Origin of the sequence: Phormidium sp. FACHB-592 (assembly GCF_014695795.1) — a bacterium.
In the GTDB taxonomy this organism is placed as follows: Bacteria; Cyanobacteriota; Cyanobacteriia; order Leptolyngbyales; family Leptolyngbyaceae; genus Stenomitos.
This window is the reverse complement of the sequence record NZ_JACJOZ010000057.1, coordinates 1-17,118: the sequence shown is the minus strand read 5'-3', so window position 1 is coordinate 17,118 and position 17,118 is coordinate 1. Positions and strand designations below refer to the sequence as shown.

Below are 17,118 nucleotides of genomic sequence, written 5' to 3'. Positions count from 1 at the left end.
GATCAGCTAAACTTTCTTTCACGTCAATTGAGGTCACACCCGCCATCAGTAGAAGGCTTGAAACAGCTCTCTCAGTCTAGTTCATCTGCCCTGTATCTCATTTAAGTTGGTATGACATGGATCAGAATCTCTTCATACAAGGCTTGAACTTCAGCCGGGTGTTGTTTCAGATACTGAGCATACTCTTCTAAGCTTTCGAGCTTGTACAACAGCAGCCGACGCTGTATGCGGCGCGCGATCGTCGTGGGCTTGTAAAGCGTGAAGTCAATGCCGGTCGTGGTTCGCAACAGCGCCAGAATGGTTTCCAGGGCATTGCCGGGTTGGGGCAACTCCTGCACAATCTGGCTCTGAATCAGCTCTGAACGTTGTAAAACGAGACTACGACTGAGTTTTGTCAGTTCTGTGGCAATGGCGTGCGGCGGCAGCACAAAATCCACGCTGCCAGTCGCCACAGCGGTATTCGGCATACTGTCAAATCTGGCGGTTGCTTCACATTGAGCAAATGTCACACCGCCTGCTTCCTTAATCGCTTTAATCCCCTGTGCCCCGTCTCCATCCATGCCCGATAGAACCACTGCGATCGCTTTGTTTCCCCGATCTACTGCTAAGGAGTCAAAAAATACATCTCCAGGTACATAGCGACCCTGAATTTTCTGGCGTGGCGCGAGATGAAAGATGCCATCTACCAGCGTCATCTGAGTATTAGGCGGAATCACATAGATCTGACTTGGTTCAACCACCATCTGGTCTTGCACCTGATGCACGGGCATTTCGGTAACTTTGCCTAAGATTTCGGACAGCAGACTTTCGTGATCGGGAGAGAGATGTTGAATCAATACAAATGCCACGCCTGTATCCGTCGGCAAGTGACGAATCAGTTCTGTGAATGCCTCCAGTCCCCCGGCAGAAGCAACGATCCCTACCACTGGAAAAGGAGCATCGGTTTTAGCGAGAGGCCCTATTTCCATGAGTTCAGAAGCGTTGACTTCAGGTGAATTTTCGGGGGGGGAAGTCATAAAAAATACATGCACTACTGACGATTCGAGAATTAAGAATTGGGGAACTAGAAATTTTTCGGAAAATACTGTTTCAGCAAACGGTGAGCCATTTCGCGGTCTGCTTCGCTGCCAGACTGACTCATTTCGATTGCCAAGGCGTTCAGTTGCTGCAAGGCTAAGGGCATTGGCTTAGCGCGATCGTTCTCCCAACGGTTTACCGTTACTAATGTCACACCAAGTCTGGCGGCAAACTGCTCTTGAGTCAGCCCACACAGTACTCTCAATTCACGGACAAGCTGATTTAGATCAGCGAACGGGGGGTTAGCTTTAGGCATTGTCAACGACATAAATTACCCTCGTCCAAACATTAACAAATGATGCGTCATCCGTTAATGTTTAGCACGTCAAAAAACTAAGGCAAATCTACCTTTGGGTATTTCTTATCTACTAAAGCTTGTCAAAGCCTACCTATTGCCTTTGCATAGTAGCGGAGAAGAAATGATCGCTAAGGATCAGCTATCCCATTTCGATCGCTGAGCTAGTTACACGGACAAGGCTATATCAACGTAAAACCAAGCTTTTATAGCATCGACTGTCTCCAAAATGGTTAAACGTGGAACAGTTCGAACCATTATGCACTTAATAAACTAATGCCTGAAAGTTTTATTTCATGAGCTTTTCAGCCTTAGCGACCAAATCTCCACTGCTATACAAAGGCGGGGTAGGCGTAAGGCTGACTTCTGTCGCTCATTTAACCTAAATTGCTCAGACCATGCCTTTCAAAAAGGAGTGGATGTCAGTATTATACTAAGCAGCATAGATCGCTCGATTTACCGTAGTTTGCAAAATGCGACTTACAACTGTTTTGATTTGCATTCACCACACTCTCACACCGTTCGGCTGAGCACTCACGTCAAAGCCCTATACCTGTTTCATAGAACTGTGGCTACTTAATGAGTAAACGCTGTAGCATTCGCTCCATCAAATGTCGTAACCCTTCACTCTCACTAAACGATGCCCTATGACTGAGCCCTATCGTTTTGAAACCTTGCAAGTACATGCTGGGCAGGAACCTGCTCCTGGCACGAATGCCCGTGCTGTCCCCATTTACCAAACGACATCCTTCACGTTTGATAGTGCTGATCACGGTGCCAACCTGTTTGCCCTGAAAGAGTTTGGCAACATCTACACGCGAATTATGAATCCGACGACAGATGTGTTTGAGAAACGGGTAGCGGCGCTGGAAGGCGGCGTGGCGGCACTGGCAACGAGCAGTGGGCAAGCAGCGCAACTGCTGGCAATCACTAACATTGCCCAAGCAGGTGACAATATTGTGTCTACCAGCTACCTCTATGGCGGCACCTACAACCAGTTCAAGGTGACGTTTCCCCGATTAGGCATTCAGGTCAAGTTTGTGGATGGGGACAACGCGGAAGATTTTCGGCAGGCGATCGACGACCGTACCAAAGCTCTGTTTGTGGAAACAATCGGCAACCCCCAATTCAACGTGCCTGATTTTGCTGCGCTGGCACACATTGCCCATGAGAACGGTATTCCCTTAATTGTAGATAACACGTTTGGCGCAGCAGGCTATCTGGCGCGACCCATTGATCATGGGGCTGATGTTGTGGTGCAGTCTGCAACCAAATGGATTGGTGGACATGGAACATCGATCGGCGGTGTGATTGTCGATTCTGGTAAGTTTGACTGGGGCAGTGGTAAGTTTCCTGTCTTTACTGATCCAGCACCAGGCTATCACGGGCTAATTTTCAATGATGTGTTTGGCGCTCAGGGACCCTTTGGCAATATTGCGTTTATCATTCGCGCCAGGGTGGAAGGGCTACGCGATTTAGGACCCGCCTTGAGTCCGTTTAACGCGTTTCTCTTCCTGCAAGGGTTAGAAACGCTTTCCCTGCGAGTCCAGCGCCATGTGGATAATGCGCTGTCACTGGCAAAATGGCTCCAGCAACAGCCTCAGGTGGAATGGGTAAATTACCTCGGCTTGCCTGACCACCCGTATCATGAGCGTGCCAAAAAATATTTGCACCATGGCTTTGGCGGTGTACTGAATTTTGGTATTAAGGGTGGATTAGCCGCAGGCAAAGCGTTTATTGACCACGTTAAACTTGCTAGCCATCTGGCAAATATGGGTGATGCCAAAACATTAGTCATTCATCCGGCTTCCACCACACATCAGCAGTTGAACGATACAGAGCAAGTTTCAGCAGGCGTCACTCCGGAGTTGGTGCGGGTATCAGTGGGTATTGAGCATATTGACGACATCAAAGCTGATTTTGAGCAGGCGTTTCACCACGTATGAGCGATCGCCCCTTTGTCTCACCGCAAACGCAGTACTATACGCTCACAGAGCCGTTTTGCTTAGAATCGGGCGTGGTGTTGATGGCTGTGCAAATTGCCTACCGCACGTGGGGACAGTTGAACGCGAAGCGGGATAATGCCATTCTGGTTTGTCATGCTCTCACCGGGGGAGCGGATGCCGATGATTGGTGGGCACCGCTTTTTGGCGCTGATCAAACCTTTGATCCACAAACTGATTTTATTCTGTGCAGCAATGTTTTGGGCAGTTGCTACGGCACAACGGGAGCAACAAGCTTTAACCCTGCTACGGACAAGCCCTATGGTGCCGCTTTTCCATCGATTACCATCCGTGACATGGTACAGTTGCAGGCAGTTTTGCTGCAGGCGCTGTCAGTCAATCAAATTAAGTTTGTCATCGGTGGCTCAATGGGTGGGATGCAGGCATTGGAATGGGCATTGCTTTACCCTGATTGGGTTAAGGCGATCGCGCTCATTGGGGTTTCTGGCAAACATTCTGCCTGGTGCATTGGTATTAGCGAAGCACAGCGACAGGCGATCTATGCCGATCCTAACTGGCAAGGGGGGCGTTATTTGCCAGATCAGGCACCGAACGCTGGATTGGCGGCAGCACGCATGATGGCAATGCTGACCTATCGTTCGTGGGCAAGCTTTGAGGCGAAGTTTAGCCGTCAGCAGCAGGATGACAGCTTCGATCGCCCTTATAAGATCGTGCACTATTTGCGCCATCAGGGGCAAAAGCTTGTGGAACGCTTTGATGCCAACACTTACATCACCTTAACCCACGCGATGGATACGCATGATGTAGCTCGTGGTCGGGGCGACTATACAACCGTTCTCAGTCGGGTTCAGCAGCCTGCCTTGGTAGTGGCGATCGACTCAGATATGTTGTATCCACCGGTGGAACAACAAGCACTGGCAACCCATCTGCCCAATGCTCAGTTTACCTGGCTCCATTCTCCACATGGTCACGATGCCTTTTTGATTGACATGGAAGCTTTGAACCAACTCATCATCAACTTTCGGCATCAGATTGAAGCAGGCAACAATGCGGCTGAGTCAACTGCGTGTTCCGTTTAATGGCTAGATGTCTAATGAGTTAAGGCGACTTAACCCGTTAAATACAGGCTCTTGCTTAGGACTAGTTGTTTTTGCTCATTGCGATCGTATTAATGTGCTCTAAACTCTGATTTTCTGCCTGTTCATGCCTCCTCCACAAGCGCGATCATCGGTGCTGGCTTTAGTGGTTCTCTAGTCGCGGCGCATCGGCTGAAAACTGCCAATCGTTCCCTGTTAGTCAAGCTATTGAGCGCCGTCATGACATTGGTAGGGGCATCGCTTGCAGCACCGACACCAGCAGCCATTGGCTGAATATTTCCGCTAATCTGCGTTATGCCTAGTCAGCCGAGGTACTGGCAGATCTGGAGCCTGATGCATCCATACACACCTTTGCAGTAGATGCCAATGGTTTCCGGGGTTTAGTGATAGACAAGAAGATGCTAATTATCACAGCTTGTGGCAGCGATTTTAGTTCAGGCTCCGCGCTTGCATCCTTCGATTTTCAAGAGACATTTTTGAGAACCATGTTCAATTTCATTGGCATCATAGAGATTCAATTCATCCACGCAAAAGGACTTCGATCCGATCGTCGAGAGGACTCTCTAGCGGAAGCAAGAGACGCAATTCAAACCTTGGCTTCAAGCTGGTAAAGCAAAACTGTTGTCCGTCAGCCGTGACTGTGTGGTCTTACGACTAAACAGCTCTTTTTGCTAAAGAACAGATAATGTTTTCTTTAATCATCAGCAAACGAGAGGTTTGAAGCAGGAGGTCTTTCAGCTTTGCTTGATTCATTGTTGCTAATTCTTTTTCAATTACTTGCATCTGGAACTGCTGCTCCAGGGTTAGTTCAAAATCTACATTAGATAGCATAGTTTTCCTAGAAAAAGAGCGACACTGCGTTGCAGCCAATCAAATTCACACTTTTCATTCAAAGGTTAACATGCTTAATTCAGATCACCTATGACGTAAGATACATGCTTGCAGTACATGGTATACAAATTCATTGAACGGAATTATTCGACTTGATGAAAAGACCATGATGAGACTCATAGCACTTCTTGACGCAATTCTGGAAACACCTTAGCAACCTTGCTCAATACATAATCGCCATACGTCCCACGGAACTCGTGCACACTGGCATTATCCCAGCGCTGTTCTTTTGCCTCTTCAACCAGCACTCCTTTCAGGTTGATCGGGTGTAGCGCCGCATCAAAGTTGGGATCGAAAAAGAAGGGAAAAGAGAGGCGATTGCGTCCTGACACATTTTTCACTCGATGTGGTGTGGAGCGGTAAAATCCACCTGTCAGGCGATCGAGCATATCGCCAATGTTGCAAACAAAGGCATTGTGAATCGGCGGTGTATCAATCCAACCAGATTTTGCTTTCACCTGCAACCCGCCCAAAGCATCCTGCTTTAGTATGGTGAGCAACCCATAGTCAGTATGTTCGCCTACACCCCAAGAAGGTGCTTCAGGACTGCTTTCTGGTGGATAGTTGAAAATACGAAACAGGATGAGGGGATCAGTTGTATAGCGATCGCGGAAATAAGAGGCTTCTAAGCCAAGACTAAGAGCAATACCAGCCATCAACGTATGACCGAGTTGGGTCATCACTGCCAGATATTCCAATACAGTTTCACGAAACTGGGGAAGGTCGGGAAAAAGATTGGCTCCATGCATGGGCACATTAGCTTGAACAGACGGATGTGCAACATCTAATTCGGTGCCAAAATAAAGCCCTTCCTTTAAATCTGGCTGACCAGATGTAAGTTCACCACCTACCGGAAAGTAGCCGCGCCAGGCACGTCCGCCCAGTGCCATCCGAATTTGTAGTTTTTTCTCTAATGATTGATCAAAAAATTGACGGCTAAGTTGTTCTAAGCGGTGTTGCAACGCTTCATCGATACCATGACCAACGACATAGAAAAAGCCAGTTTCACAGCACGCGTGTCGAATGTGGTGTGCGATCGCGGTCGTTGCCTGACCTGCTACCAGCGCGCTCACATCAATAACGGGAATTTGAACGCTACTTACTGTTTCTTGAGTTGCCATACCCGTTGCTCCAAAGCAAGAGGGTTACGAATCTACCCAACAATCATGGCATGATTGAACCCGAAATGACGGCAAACAACAGTATTCAAATGCGATCGAGGGCTGGCATAGACAGTCAAGGGCTTCCAAACTATTGACTGCAATCTATAAATCTCCCTGAACGGCGCGGGCAATACTACAGGTATGAGACAGAATGCGTGACATGGCATTAACCATTTCTAGATGAATGGCACTGGCATCAAGATTCGTTGGTGCGCTAGAGCTGAGTTGCTGCAAGTGCCGTAGATGCATTTCCCGCTTAATCTGGTTAAGGTACTGTCGATGGATAATGGTTTCTTCCGCAAGTTCAGAGTCTTGAGCTGCCAATCCTGCCAGAACTTGTTGCAGTAGTCCCAAAACTTCTCGATGGTACGCTACCATATCTTCCCACTCGGGCTGTAAAAAGATAATCTGCTTGCGGTGTTTACGACGAGCCAACCGCATGAGTTGACGATCGATAATATCGCCGATTGCCTCCAATTCAGTGCTGATATGCAAAAGCGATAGTTCACGTTGCGTCTGCTCTTCATTCAGTGTCTCAGCATTCAATTGCATCAAGTAGTGCTTAATTGCCGACTCCAAATCATCCAACTGATCATCCAATGTCCCAATCCGTTTGGGTAAATCTTTAGTTCCTTCCTCAAAAGCTTGAATGCTAAGTTGCAGCATCTCGGTAGCTAGATCTGCCATGCGAAGCACTTCTCGCATAGCTTGCCCCAACGCGACCGCAGGTAAGGTTAGGGCATCGGGGTCTAGATAATGTAAGGTTCGCTTCTTCGATCGCTCTGGCTCGGTAACAACCGCGTTGCCAAGTCTGCCAATTGACCAGCAAACGGTAGAAAGAGCATTGCCAGCAGCAGATTGAAGCCCAGATGGGCGATCGCAACTTGAGCCGCTGGGTTAGGCAAGAAATGCGTTAAGAGCGTTGCTAACGGCTTGAGCAAGCTCATGACCACGGCAACACCCGCTAAGCGAGTGCCCGTATAGATCAATCCCAGGCGACATCCTGCCAGATTGCCCTGGTTGAGAGCAGAGAGTAGTGGGGTCAACGTTGTGCCAATATTGGCACCAAGGGTTACGACCAACGCAGCCGTTAACGGCAATGCGCCACCAGCAGTCAACACGATTACAATCCCGATCGCCACAATGCTGGAGACAAATACTGCCGCCAGTAAAACTCCCAATAACAGTAAAACTAGTGGTGACTGAGCCAGGGTTTGCATGATGGCATTGGTAATGGCGCTATCGGCGATCGGTGTGCTGCTAGCATCAATCATTGCTAGCCCGACCAGCACTAAACCAAAGCTAAATACGCCTCGTCCTACCTCTTGCAGTTTCGTTCGTCGAGTGATGACCGCGACCGTGGCGGCTAACCCCAGCAACTCCAAAGCGTAATCGGTGAAATGAAACGCCAGCAATTGCACCACTAGCGTTGAGCCAACGGCTGCACCTAAGAGCATCACGATCGCCGCCGTTAGCGGAATTAACTGGGTATTTACCAGCCCAATCATGACGGAAGCCGTTGCTGTGGAGCTTTGAGTCAGCATTGTTACCGCAATTCCTGTACCAAAAGCAGCCAACGGGCGATTTCCTAAAGCCATCATGACTAACCGTAGCCGTGCACCACAGACCCGCTCCATTGCCTCTGTTACCAGTTTGACTCCGTATAAGAGCAGCATGGAGCCACCGACCAGCAAGATCAACAAATGAGTTGGATCATGGGTCTTGAGCATCAGCACACCTCCCCTAACGCAATCAGAAAGCGCGGTAATTCGATTGAGCTACCGTTCATTAAGGATAGGTTGAAATAAGGTTAATGAAAAGTGAACCAATGCAGTAGCTCAGACAGGTTATACCATTTCCCTAAACTGTCGATGTAATCCTTGATCGGCGATCAGCGGTCAGCAGCAACGAATCTGTAGGGCTATTTAGGAGCATTGGTATTACTGGTTGGGTAAGCTCAGTTCCATGGACATGAGTGTAGGGGTATAGGGTGTGAGGTGTAGTGAATGCAATTAAAGACCAAAAAAATCAGGAGCAATGAGGAATGCTTGCTCCTGAATGCTTAGTTTGCCATTAACTCAAGCCGTGATCGCTCTTTAAAGTCCTGCTGAGGCACTGAGCGGTACGGGTTCTGATCAGCTTTGATTGAGGCGTTGACTGCGGCTCTAGCCAAGCGGTCAGTCGTCTCAGCAAGAAACCTGTTTTTTAAGCGCCTTGGAGCGTCAGTATGAATTTACAAAACCTGAAGTGGACAAAGAATATTGTGCCGCAGAACAAGGAACCCTGGGCATACTAACCGTTTGGCAAAGGTCACTTGTTCAAGTTGGTGTGGCGAGACAATGAAGGCAATGCCAACAGACCAGTGAGAGAAGACCTGCTGCTACTAAGACAACGCGGCTACGTCACTCATTTAGTCAGAGTCCTAGACTACAAGTCAGAAAACGATGCGTGGCGTCGTGACTTCAATTTTTACCGGATTGTGGAAGTCCTGTGGGGCATTAGTGACTGGATCAACCCAGCCACTGCCTTTAGAGCCAGTAAGGTCTTTAACTACTCTACTGTGCTGAACTATGAAGGTGACAACGCCACGTACCTGACAGACCTGTCAACTTTCAAAGCACACTGGCAAGGGGACGACGGGCTGAGGAACTTTCAGGCGTATATACATACTTACCTTAACCTAGCTTAAGCAGCGCTAGTGCTAAAGCAACGCACCAGTGAAGCAGTGTGATGAAGCGTCAATAGTAGTCAGCATAAGCTCCTCCAGGGGGTGGAAAGCGTACAGCAAAATTTTCTGTTGCAAGAGATGCCCGTTTTCTGACTTGACTAAGGAAAGATGTAAGCACCCCTTGGGTCGCACTAAGCTCGAAGAGTGGACTTTCGAGTCCAAGCAAGATGCTTAATGACCGCTGACCCTTATGCGCTCAACAACTGTAGAAGTCAGCCTTCCTGACACGAAGCCGATAGTTGCGCAAAAAGCCCCTGTTCGTACAGGGGCTTTATCGTGAATCAAGGCTAGTCGCTTACTTCAATGCTTAGTAAGAAGCGCTTCGACGGGTCACGGCATAGTAGATGAATAGCGTGACAATCGCGCCCAACACAGCGACCAAGATGCCGCTCAAGCTCAGTCCGGCTGAGGTCAACGCCAACGTGCCAGTCGTCAAAAAACTGAAGAGACTACCACCAACAAAAGCACCGACAATACCCAAAATCATAGTGCCTAGGATGCCGCCACCCTGATGACCAGGAAAAAGCGCCTTCGCAATCGCGCCCGCAATCAGACCTAAAACGATCCAAGCCAAGATATTCATATTGTTGTCTCCTGTTAAAGAACGTGCCGAAAAACGTTTGTGATGTTCTTAAGTTAACAGGCGCAACTGCTGGCTTGTCCCCGCCTCTAGCAAGAACCTGAGTGAGGCGGAAGGAAGAGAAAAGCAAAGCTACCACTCTGCCTTATCACCAAAGAGAACCCGCAAGGGATGACCGTTTCTCTTTAAAGAGAGAGCCCCTCGCTTGTTGCGTTTGCCCGATAGCTAAGTACACCATGTCACACTTGGTGGGATTATCCTACCGGCTTGGGTATTCTGAACTGATTGAGTCACGCTTACCTTTGCTTATGACCAGCATTCTGCACCACGTGCGCGCTCGCTTGGTTCTGCTCTTGCTTGGGGTACTCGTTGCCAGTGCGACGCTGCTCTTCCATAGCAGTCCTGGTAGCACGATGGCTTCTCACTATGACATCACTGGCAAAGCGCTGTTTAACCAGCTAGCGTTCTATCCAGTCAAGCAAACGCTACCAACGGATCTCTACCGCCCCGTGGCTCCTTGGATGGGACGACTCATTTTGCCTAAGCCACAAGAGCAACGTGGTACCGATTGGGTGTGGATGGAGGTCACTGAGGCGCCGCCCAACGCCACTGCTTTGATTGGCAAGCAGGTGCGGTTGACATGGAGCCAAAAGCGCTCACTCCAGCGAGATGTGGTAACGGTCACACGGGATGTGAACTTTTCGCCACTGATAGCAACACTCCGCCGTACAAAAGCCGATCTTTTCGCTGATCGCTTAAATGGGCGCGCCCAAGTGGGACCGCTGCAGGCGATCGCTGGAGCCAGACCCAAGGATGATGTCACGGTATCACTTGCAGCAGCAACCTTAAGCCAGCAGCCAAATGGTCAACCCGTTTTACAAATTGAGCAAGCACCGCTGTTAGACACTGGCAGATATGTTGCCCTCGTGCAGTTTTTAGGTCCGGTGGCAAATGCACCGCCGCAATTTATGCCTAAAGCGTGTCCAGGTGAACCGCCTTGCCCCAGTGAACTCTTGCGGGTGCAACACTACAATTCAGCCACCAGACAGTTTGACGGCGTGCAAGCAGTGGTTCGCATGCCGCAACAGCCAATTGATGGCAATGGGGTCTATGCCTCTACCCCACGAGCTCTGGAAAAATCCCCAGCCGGAGCGGCAGGCTGGTACCTGTACGGTGCCCAAGATCAAACGGGGCTGTTTACCGTGCAAGCCATCAAACCACGATCACTGTTTCAACTGCAACCACAGCAAGTTTTGCTCGATCAAGGTCAGGGCCTAGACTACATTCATGAGCAAAACTGGCGCAACACGCAGCAACGCAAGGGCACACTGCAAACGGTTTTAATTGATCCCCAAGCACAGACCGCAGCAACGGCAATTGACCAATGGCAAGAGGGCGATCGCGCGCTAGTTATGCATCTCTTTGGCGGCAGGGGCGGCAGGAGTGGGGAAGGTGCTGCTGTGGGCACTGTTACCGGCCATTTTGCCTACGGGTTAGCAACAGTGATTCGCGATCCGTTTACTAACGAGTTGCAGCTAGAGGTGCGCTATCAACAGATCTACGCCAACAACATTGAAGGCGTCATTTCAGGGGAGCATTCCTGGACGAATTACATGGGCAACCTCCAACGGGGATGGCTCGGTACCCGTCCGGTTGCTGATGTCATTGTGAAACTGGATACGATCGGGCAGGATTATGACTTTGGCGGCTACACGCTTTCACCCTTCTCCGAACTGACTCGTCAGTTGCGGATCATTGCCGCTCGCTATCGCACTGGCGATGGCACGGGTATTGCCAGTGTTACAGCGGCAACTTCCTGTGTGCAAGATTCCAACCAAGCCCTATTTGCAACGATTCAAGTCATGCGGCAGCAGGTTGAATCCAGTCCAGAAATGCAACGCTGGTGGTCCTCCCATCCTCATGATCCTACCGTTAAACGCTTTGAACGGCTGATTGCGCTGGGGAATGATCTGCAACGAGAGCTCACCCCCTTTGGACTGGTGCGACAAGACTGGCAAGCGAATGCCCATGTTCTATCTGGTACTGAGATTCAGCCAGGTGCTTTTGTCCGTGCAGCGGATGGACCGGCGAATGTTCTTACTGCTCTGCAAAGCTGGAGAACGATTCTGCCACGCCAAGCACAAGATGAACTGAGTCTGCAATTCCTGCGGCACGGTGCAAAACTGTGGTTTTTGCGCTCTAACCAGGTTGGTGGCGACAACCCCGATATTCTGCCCATCGCTCCAACGCAAGTCTTTGGCTTGTGGACACTGCCTGGAACGAGGGTGGCACTCGGCACTATTCTGTTCACCCGAATTTTGAGTGCGGTGAGCTTGCCAACGTGGTCGGACTGGAACGTTGCGTTTTGGCTGTTGCTCCTTTATGGGGCGATCGCTCTACCGCTTGGCTTCTCTCAACGTTTTTTGCGCTACAAACCCTGGCACGCTTCTGGACGGGACTACTTGCAGTTAACAGTGCGCTTATTTTTCCTGCCTGCGCTTTTGGAAGAGTTCCTTTTTCGTGTCTTGTTGCTGCCCTCTCCTCGGGCTGGAGTGACGGCGCTGATGTGGCTGCTTTGGGCCGTCTTCAGTCTCCTTTTGTTCATCGCTTACCATCCATTGAACGCCAAAACATTTTACAAAGTTGGTAATCCGACCTTCTTCAACCCCGTTTTCTTGACCCTAACGGGCTTACTGGGTGCCGCCTGCACTGTTGCCTACTTTCTCACTGGCTCCCTCTTGCTCACGACTCTGATCCATTGGGTTGTTACCACTACCTGGTTAACCCAGTTTGGGGGCATGGAGCAATTACAGCCACAGCTCTCCAGAAAGTACAGTTGATGAAGCAATTATCCTCTTATTGGCGCTGCTAAGCAAACGAGCGTTTTTCTTACTGTTGCCTTAACGGGAAATGAAGGTCTTAGGGGCTAAAGATTCCTGCGGAAACCGTAACTTCCTGTTTAGATGGGCCCACGGGTTCATCCTCGCCCAAACTCACGCTGACTTTGAACTGCTCCTTTGAGACAACGGACCCACCGATGCTCGGCAGCGATCGCCATCCACTACACCCAACGCGACAAACGCCTTCGAGTGGTTGCTGCCACCCGCAACTAGCCAACGATAGAAGCGGCATTGGAGCCAACAGGAACGAGAGCATCAGTGTTGCAGAATAGAGCCGAACGGTGCTTGCGGTCAGTTTTAGTCCAGCAAGTAAGGGGAGAGAAGTAGAGACTTTTTATCTATGGTTCTGAAACCAATGAAGGTGGACCATAAAGGGGTTGAGTTTAACTTAACCCCTTTATCGCTTTGTGCCTATGTTGTTCTGGCTGCTAGGAATTTCAATCCAAAGCGCGGTCCCGCTGCCTGGTTCGGATAGACAGCGAAGCTTGCCTTTATGCTGCTCAGCAATGATCTGATAACTAATAGACAAGCCTAGCCCTGTACCTTGACCCACTGGCTTGGTGGTGAAGAAGGGGTCAAACAGCCTCTCCTTCACCACCGCTGTCATGCCAGGACCATTATCAATAATCCCGATAGCCACAGAGTTTGCACCTCGAATTTCTGTTTTAATGGTAATTTGGCTGGGATGTTGGCGCCTTTCAGTGATCGAACGCTCGCTGTCGTAGCTATGCAGCGCCTCGATCGCATTACTCAAAAGATTCATAAAGACCTGATTGAGTTGCCCAGCAAAACATTCAACTAACGGCAACTCCCCGTACTGCTTAACGATTTCAATCGCAGGCGATTCAGCCTTTGTCTGCAATCGGTTTTGCAGAATTAGCAGGGTGCTATCAAGTCCTTCATGGATGTCAACTGTTTTCATCTCTGCTTCATCCAAGCGCGAAAAATTTCGGAGTGAGAGTACGATCTGACGAATGCGATCGGCTCCTAATTTCATCGAGGCGATGATTTTCGGTAGATCTTCAATCAAAAAATCTAGATCAACGCTTTGGCTGTGCTGCTCAATGGCCGCCGCTGGACTGGGATAGCACACTTGATAGAGACGCAAAAGCGCTAGTAAGTCCTGCGTGTATTCATCCACATGCTTCAAATTGCCATAAATAAAATTCACCGGATTGTTGATCTCATGGGCCACTCCAGCCACTAGCAGACCCAAGCTCGACATCTTCTCGGTTTGAATCAATTGAGTTTGGGCTTGCTGTAGTTCTCCAAGCGCTTGTTTCAACTTTGCAGCCTGCGCTTCCGCAATTTTAGCCAGATTCTCTTTAATCTGTAACGTACTCTGTAACTGTGCTTGCTGCTGAGTGAGTTCTTCCGTCAACTTTTTTGTGTCTGCTAAAGCTGTATTCTTCGCTTGTAACAAAAAGAGAAAATCCACGATCGGGTCATGGGTTGCAAAGTCTTTGAGTTTAATGCCTAAAGGCGTCAAACTCGCCGTGTCAGTGACCCAGGGAGAGCCTAGAAAAAAGATCATCTCTTGGTCTGGCACATACACCATCTGACCCTTCAGCTGCATCCCATTGTGAAGCGACTCCAGCAGGAAAAGGGAGCGTGTTTGTTGCTTAATTGCGTCAAACTCCAAGGCAATGCGTGGACGATGAAGCTGAAAATGCTGCTCTATGTGGCTACCGATTAATTCTGTCGGCATGATTCGCTGCAGCACCTCCCCAGCCTGCAAAATTTCGAGATCACGGTTGAACACGACATGAAACGGAAAGACACCAGCAAAGAGCGACGGTGGCAGGCACAGTTGAGCAGGAGACATGACTCATTCAGCTTTGCTGATATTTGATCGAAAACTCGTCGTGGTCAGCACCTTCCTCGCGGCTTTGTGTCTGCGTTACTTCCACTTCTGTATCAAAGCGGGTGCCTAACCCTTTGACCAACCCTATTACCATAGGAGCCAACCCTTCTCGCTTAGAGTGATAGTGCAGGCTCAACGCTTCTTCGGTTTGATCCGTGCAGTCAAAGGATGGCGGTTGGAGTTGAGGAAAAATCACCCCAACACGGGCATGCAAACTATCCAGGTTTTCCAAAAACTCTGGCAGATTGTCGCCGCTCATTTCCAGCATCTCGCCATAGCCTTCTTGAGCGGTGTACGTCACCCAAAATTCGCCAAAGGCTTGCATAATGTCTGCAGCCGACAGCCCTAAGATCTCGCTGGCTGCTTTGACCAACTTATGGGTCACATCATCGGGATACCCCTCCATGCTGATGAAGGTATCCATTTCTAGCGCCGCTTTTTGCTTGATCGCTTTCCAGGTGGCTTCACCGAATTGGCTACGCACCATGTCTTCGATCGCTTTGTTCACCAGTCCGTACATAGCATCCTCTGATTGATCGAACCGTTGGCTTTGGTGATAGCTTAAGATGCCCACTTTCCTTCGTCTTGCAACAGCTTAAACTAGCTCAGACAATCGCTACTGCGGCCAGTCGCACCGCAGCCATCTTGCTATCGGGGTTTGAGTCTCAGCCGAACAGAAAGTACCGTTAAGCGGCTCAATCAGCGTGTACCAGTTGAACTCTCGGAAACTTAGGAACCTTAGGCCCCTGCTGTGCCGTTCCTCATGGCTGTGCCAAAGAACCTAGAGTTCAAGTGGTACGTCTCATTGAGACTGAAAAGTTCTTTTTAGAACGGCTGCTAGTAAAGCCTTTCAGCCTTAACGGGAGTTTCTGTTCCGTTGCTCCTCAAGCGCCTTTCCCTTCTTTCTCTCCTTGCTCCGTTGCGGCTTTCGCAACGGAGCAAGCCGGCTGCCGAAAGCTGGAAAGTGACTGACTTCCAACTTTCACTTTTCAGATTGATATCTTTCCGAAAGACGTCCCGCGGTCTATGACTACCAGCATTGCGTAGAGCGGTACTACTCTCTTAGTACCGGATTTCTTGCTGGCACCTTTGCAGCAGCAAGCAATGATTGAATGCGTTCATAGTGGGCGCCCTTCCAGTAAATTTGATGGCAACGCTGGCACTGGGAAAACTCGTCGTAGTACAAGTGAGTATAGTAGGGCACCTGCGTTTGAATCGCAGCCTTATCAACGGTGACTAAGGTACCGTTACATCGAGGACAGCGCTGGAGGGGAGCGAGGACAGGCTGTAGCTTAAACCGCTTGATCACCTCTAACATTTGTGCTTCTGGATCGTTTGACCGCACGGCATATCCATAAGTGACGATGCTTCGCTTCAGCAGTCCTCGATCTTGCGTCAGCAGCAAGCGCTGTTCTCGGCTAGAGATCTGGGCCAACTCAGCATCGTTGTAATCATTGCGGTAGAGGGTATCAAGGCCTAATAAGCGTAAGTAGGTTGCCAGTTTGCCTAAATGCACATCCAGCACAAACCGCATCTGTGGTGGTGGCGGCGGCTGCACCTGGGAGAGGGTTGCCATATCGAGCGTGGTGTCTTGGGGATAGACGCTAACGTGATCGCCCGCCTGCACCAAATAGTCAAAACTGACCGATTCTCCATTGACGACGATCAAGCTGATTTCAGGATGCGGGACTCCCCAAGCCTCGATTGCGTCTTTGATCGAACCCTGCTCTTTGATGTCGCGCGTCAATTCTACCTGCCGGTGCTTGGGCGGCAGAAAGTCATTGAGATTGCCATAGAAGCGAAAGAAGGCATGAGACATGGGGTGAAGCCGCTGAATGGATGCCAAGCTCGCGATTCACGTCCAGCCAAGAACGATGAAGCGCTTGCTTAACCTGGTGATCATAGTCATTAAACGTAAACTGCATTAGTGCTAACGTAACGCAGCCAAGCTTTGAGCAGCAGGGGTGACGCTCTGCCAACCCATCCTTGCCTCAAAGTTGGGCGGAAGCCACCTGGAACGGTCAACCAGGGTACTGCTACCTCACTGACCCGCTTAACCCGCCCTACGGCAGGGAGGGACTGGGCGCGCTTTTAGAAGCGAGCGCTGGAACTAAAATGATGGGTTGGTTTCAACCATCGGGGGCGGAGTCTGCCGAAGTGAGGCGATGATGACGCAGCGGTAGCGGCACGGTTGCCTGATGGCGCGAGGCTTATGGTCAAGCCTCAGCCTCTGAAGCAAGCAACGGCACCACGGCAGCGATACCATCAACGGGTGAGAAAGGACAATGCAACCGAGTGGTGGGAGCGCTCAAAGAAGGCTGAGTGAGATGCTCTCCAAGCCATGTGGCGCGCACGGCACGGCGACTGGCCTGAACGCCAGCAGTCTTTCATTCACAGAGCACTGCTTCGAGGGGGCGCAGCTGACTCCGTACTGGAGTAGCTTGCTGGATGGGAATCTCAATGACAAACTTCGCCCCTTGTCCGGGTGTGGAGTGGCAAGACAACCGCCCCCCATGCTTCTCTGTAATAATTTGATAACTGATCGATAAACCTAACCCC

The 17,118-nt window shown here is 50.0% G+C and carries 17 protein-coding genes; 5 read left to right on the top strand and 12 right to left on the bottom strand.

The annotated features are described in order from the left end of the window. Positions 1-101: 101 nt before the first annotated feature. Both H6F86_RS15310 and H6F86_RS15305 read right to left on the bottom strand, forming a co-directional pair. Positions 102-1,016, bottom strand: a complete 915-nt coding sequence (locus H6F86_RS15310; protein ID WP_190449477.1) for a chemotaxis protein CheB — start codon at positions 1,014-1,016, stop codon at positions 102-104. A 47-nt stretch (positions 1,017-1,063) separates the two neighbouring features. Further along, the gene (locus H6F86_RS15305; RefSeq protein WP_242033540.1) at positions 1,064-1,345 is read right to left on the bottom strand and encodes a helix-turn-helix transcriptional regulator; all 282 of its coding nucleotides are present in this window, start codon (positions 1,343-1,345) and stop codon (positions 1,064-1,066) included. 674 nt (positions 1,346-2,019) lie between these two features. Here H6F86_RS15305 and H6F86_RS15300 point away from each other — a divergent pair. Then, positions 2,020-3,318, top strand: a complete 1,299-nt coding sequence (locus H6F86_RS15300) for an O-acetylhomoserine aminocarboxypropyltransferase/cysteine synthase (protein WP_190449476.1) — start codon at positions 2,020-2,022, stop codon at positions 3,316-3,318. Beyond that, positions 3,315-4,415, top strand: coding sequence for a homoserine O-acetyltransferase (gene metX / locus H6F86_RS15295; protein ID WP_190449475.1), 1,101 nt, complete (start codon positions 3,315-3,317; stop codon positions 4,413-4,415). Before H6F86_RS15300 ends, metX begins: the two co-directional genes overlap by 4 nt. A gap of 122 nt (positions 4,416-4,537) precedes the next feature. Here the strand turns inward: metX and H6F86_RS15290 are convergent, their stop codons facing one another. The 5 genes from H6F86_RS15290 to H6F86_RS15265 form a co-directional block, all read right to left on the bottom strand. Beyond that, complete coding sequence (locus H6F86_RS15290; protein WP_190449474.1) at positions 4,538-4,699, bottom strand: hypothetical protein; 162 nt, start codon at positions 4,697-4,699, stop codon at positions 4,538-4,540. Positions 4,700-5,087: 388 nt separating this feature from the next. After that, the gene (locus H6F86_RS15280; protein ID WP_190449472.1) at positions 5,088-5,264 is read right to left on the bottom strand and encodes an NblA/ycf18 family protein; all 177 of its coding nucleotides are present in this window, start codon (positions 5,262-5,264) and stop codon (positions 5,088-5,090) included. Positions 5,265-5,440: 176 nt separating this feature from the next. Continuing rightward, entirely contained in the window at positions 5,441-6,445 is a 1,005-nt protein-coding gene (locus H6F86_RS15275) for an isopenicillin N synthase family oxygenase (RefSeq protein ID WP_190449471.1), read from the bottom strand. 144 nt (positions 6,446-6,589) lie between these two features. After that, positions 6,590-7,174 (bottom strand): Na/Pi cotransporter family protein, encoded by a 585-nt coding sequence (locus H6F86_RS15270; protein WP_190449470.1) that lies wholly within the window; start codon positions 7,172-7,174, stop codon positions 6,590-6,592. 62 nt (positions 7,175-7,236) lie between these two features. Then, a complete protein-coding gene (locus H6F86_RS15265) occupies positions 7,237-8,217 on the bottom strand; it encodes a Na/Pi symporter (protein WP_190449469.1) in 981 nt (326 codons plus the stop codon). Positions 8,218-8,801: 584 nt separating this feature from the next. Here H6F86_RS15265 and H6F86_RS15260 point away from each other — a divergent pair. Continuing rightward, the gene (locus tag H6F86_RS15260; protein WP_199305302.1) at positions 8,802-9,176 is read left to right on the top strand and encodes a hypothetical protein; all 375 of its coding nucleotides are present in this window, start codon (positions 8,802-8,804) and stop codon (positions 9,174-9,176) included. A gap of 346 nt (positions 9,177-9,522) precedes the next feature. Here H6F86_RS15260 and H6F86_RS15255 read toward each other — a convergent pair whose 3' ends face one another. Beyond that, positions 9,523-9,798: a GlsB/YeaQ/YmgE family stress response membrane protein gene (locus tag H6F86_RS15255; RefSeq protein ID WP_190449468.1), complete on the bottom strand. Its 276-nt coding sequence runs from the start codon at positions 9,796-9,798 to the stop codon at positions 9,523-9,525. Positions 9,799-10,103: 305 nt separating this feature from the next. Here H6F86_RS15255 and H6F86_RS15250 point away from each other — a divergent pair, with 305 nt between their 5' ends. After that, a complete protein-coding gene (locus tag H6F86_RS15250) occupies positions 10,104-12,635 on the top strand; it encodes a CPBP family glutamic-type intramembrane protease (protein ID WP_190449467.1) in 2,532 nt (843 codons plus the stop codon). Between the two features lie 457 nt (positions 12,636-13,092). On the opposite strand, the gene H6F86_RS33170 is transcribed toward H6F86_RS15250, so the two are convergent. The 3 genes from H6F86_RS33170 to H6F86_RS15235 form a co-directional block, all read right to left on the bottom strand. Then, on the bottom strand, positions 13,093-14,520 hold the full coding sequence (locus H6F86_RS33170; protein WP_190449466.1) for an ATP-binding protein: 1,428 nt from the start codon (positions 14,518-14,520) through the stop codon (positions 13,093-13,095). A 7-nt stretch (positions 14,521-14,527) separates the two neighbouring features. After that, on the bottom strand, positions 14,528-15,133 hold the full coding sequence (locus H6F86_RS15240) for a heme NO-binding domain-containing protein (RefSeq protein WP_347240433.1): 606 nt from the start codon (positions 15,131-15,133) through the stop codon (positions 14,528-14,530). Positions 15,134-15,613: 480 nt separating this feature from the next. Beyond that, the gene (locus H6F86_RS15235; RefSeq protein ID WP_190449465.1) at positions 15,614-16,378 is read right to left on the bottom strand and encodes a Mut7-C RNAse domain-containing protein; all 765 of its coding nucleotides are present in this window, start codon (positions 16,376-16,378) and stop codon (positions 15,614-15,616) included. 167 nt (positions 16,379-16,545) lie between these two features. On the opposite strand from H6F86_RS15235, the gene H6F86_RS15230 reads away from it, so the two are divergent. Next, entirely contained in the window at positions 16,546-16,728 is a 183-nt protein-coding gene (locus H6F86_RS15230) for a hypothetical protein (protein WP_190449464.1), read from the top strand. Between the two features lie 218 nt (positions 16,729-16,946). On the opposite strand, the gene H6F86_RS15225 is transcribed toward H6F86_RS15230, so the two are convergent. Then, on the bottom strand, positions 16,947-17,118 hold a 172-nt coding region (locus H6F86_RS15225), incomplete at its 5' end, for an ATP-binding protein (RefSeq protein WP_190449463.1).

What these genes read in the sequence shown, in the direction of transcription:
- H6F86_RS15310 (WP_190449477.1), bottom strand. Translation starts at nt 1,016, where the DNA reads ATGACTTCCCCCCCCGAAAATTCACCTGAAGTCAACGCTTCTGAACTC.
- H6F86_RS15305 (WP_242033540.1), bottom strand. Translation starts at nt 1,345, where the DNA reads ATGTCGTTGACAATGCCTAAAGCTAACCCCCCGTTCGCTGATCTAAAT.
- H6F86_RS15300 (WP_190449476.1), top strand. Translation starts at nt 2,020, where the DNA reads ATGACTGAGCCCTATCGTTTTGAAACCTTGCAAGTACATGCTGGGCAG.
- metX (WP_190449475.1), top strand. Translation starts at nt 3,315, where the DNA reads ATGAGCGATCGCCCCTTTGTCTCACCGCAAACGCAGTACTATACGCTC.
- H6F86_RS15290 (WP_190449474.1), bottom strand. Translation starts at nt 4,699, where the DNA reads ATGGCTGCTGGTGTCGGTGCTGCAAGCGATGCCCCTACCAATGTCATG.
- H6F86_RS15280 (WP_190449472.1), bottom strand. Translation starts at nt 5,264, where the DNA reads ATGCTATCTAATGTAGATTTTGAACTAACCCTGGAGCAGCAGTTCCAG.
- H6F86_RS15275 (WP_190449471.1), bottom strand. Translation starts at nt 6,445, where the DNA reads ATGGCAACTCAAGAAACAGTAAGTAGCGTTCAAATTCCCGTTATTGAT.
- H6F86_RS15270 (WP_190449470.1), bottom strand. Translation starts at nt 7,174, where the DNA reads ATGGCAGATCTAGCTACCGAGATGCTGCAACTTAGCATTCAAGCTTTT.
- H6F86_RS15265 (WP_190449469.1), bottom strand. Translation starts at nt 8,217, where the DNA reads ATGCTCAAGACCCATGATCCAACTCATTTGTTGATCTTGCTGGTCGGT.
- H6F86_RS15255 (WP_190449468.1), bottom strand. Translation starts at nt 9,798, where the DNA reads ATGAATATCTTGGCTTGGATCGTTTTAGGTCTGATTGCGGGCGCGATT.
- H6F86_RS15250 (WP_190449467.1), top strand. Translation starts at nt 10,104, where the DNA reads ATGACCAGCATTCTGCACCACGTGCGCGCTCGCTTGGTTCTGCTCTTG.
- H6F86_RS33170 (WP_190449466.1), bottom strand. Translation starts at nt 14,520, where the DNA reads ATGTCTCCTGCTCAACTGTGCCTGCCACCGTCGCTCTTTGCTGGTGTC.
- H6F86_RS15235 (WP_190449465.1), bottom strand. Translation starts at nt 16,378, where the DNA reads ATGTCTCATGCCTTCTTTCGCTTCTATGGCAATCTCAATGACTTTCTG.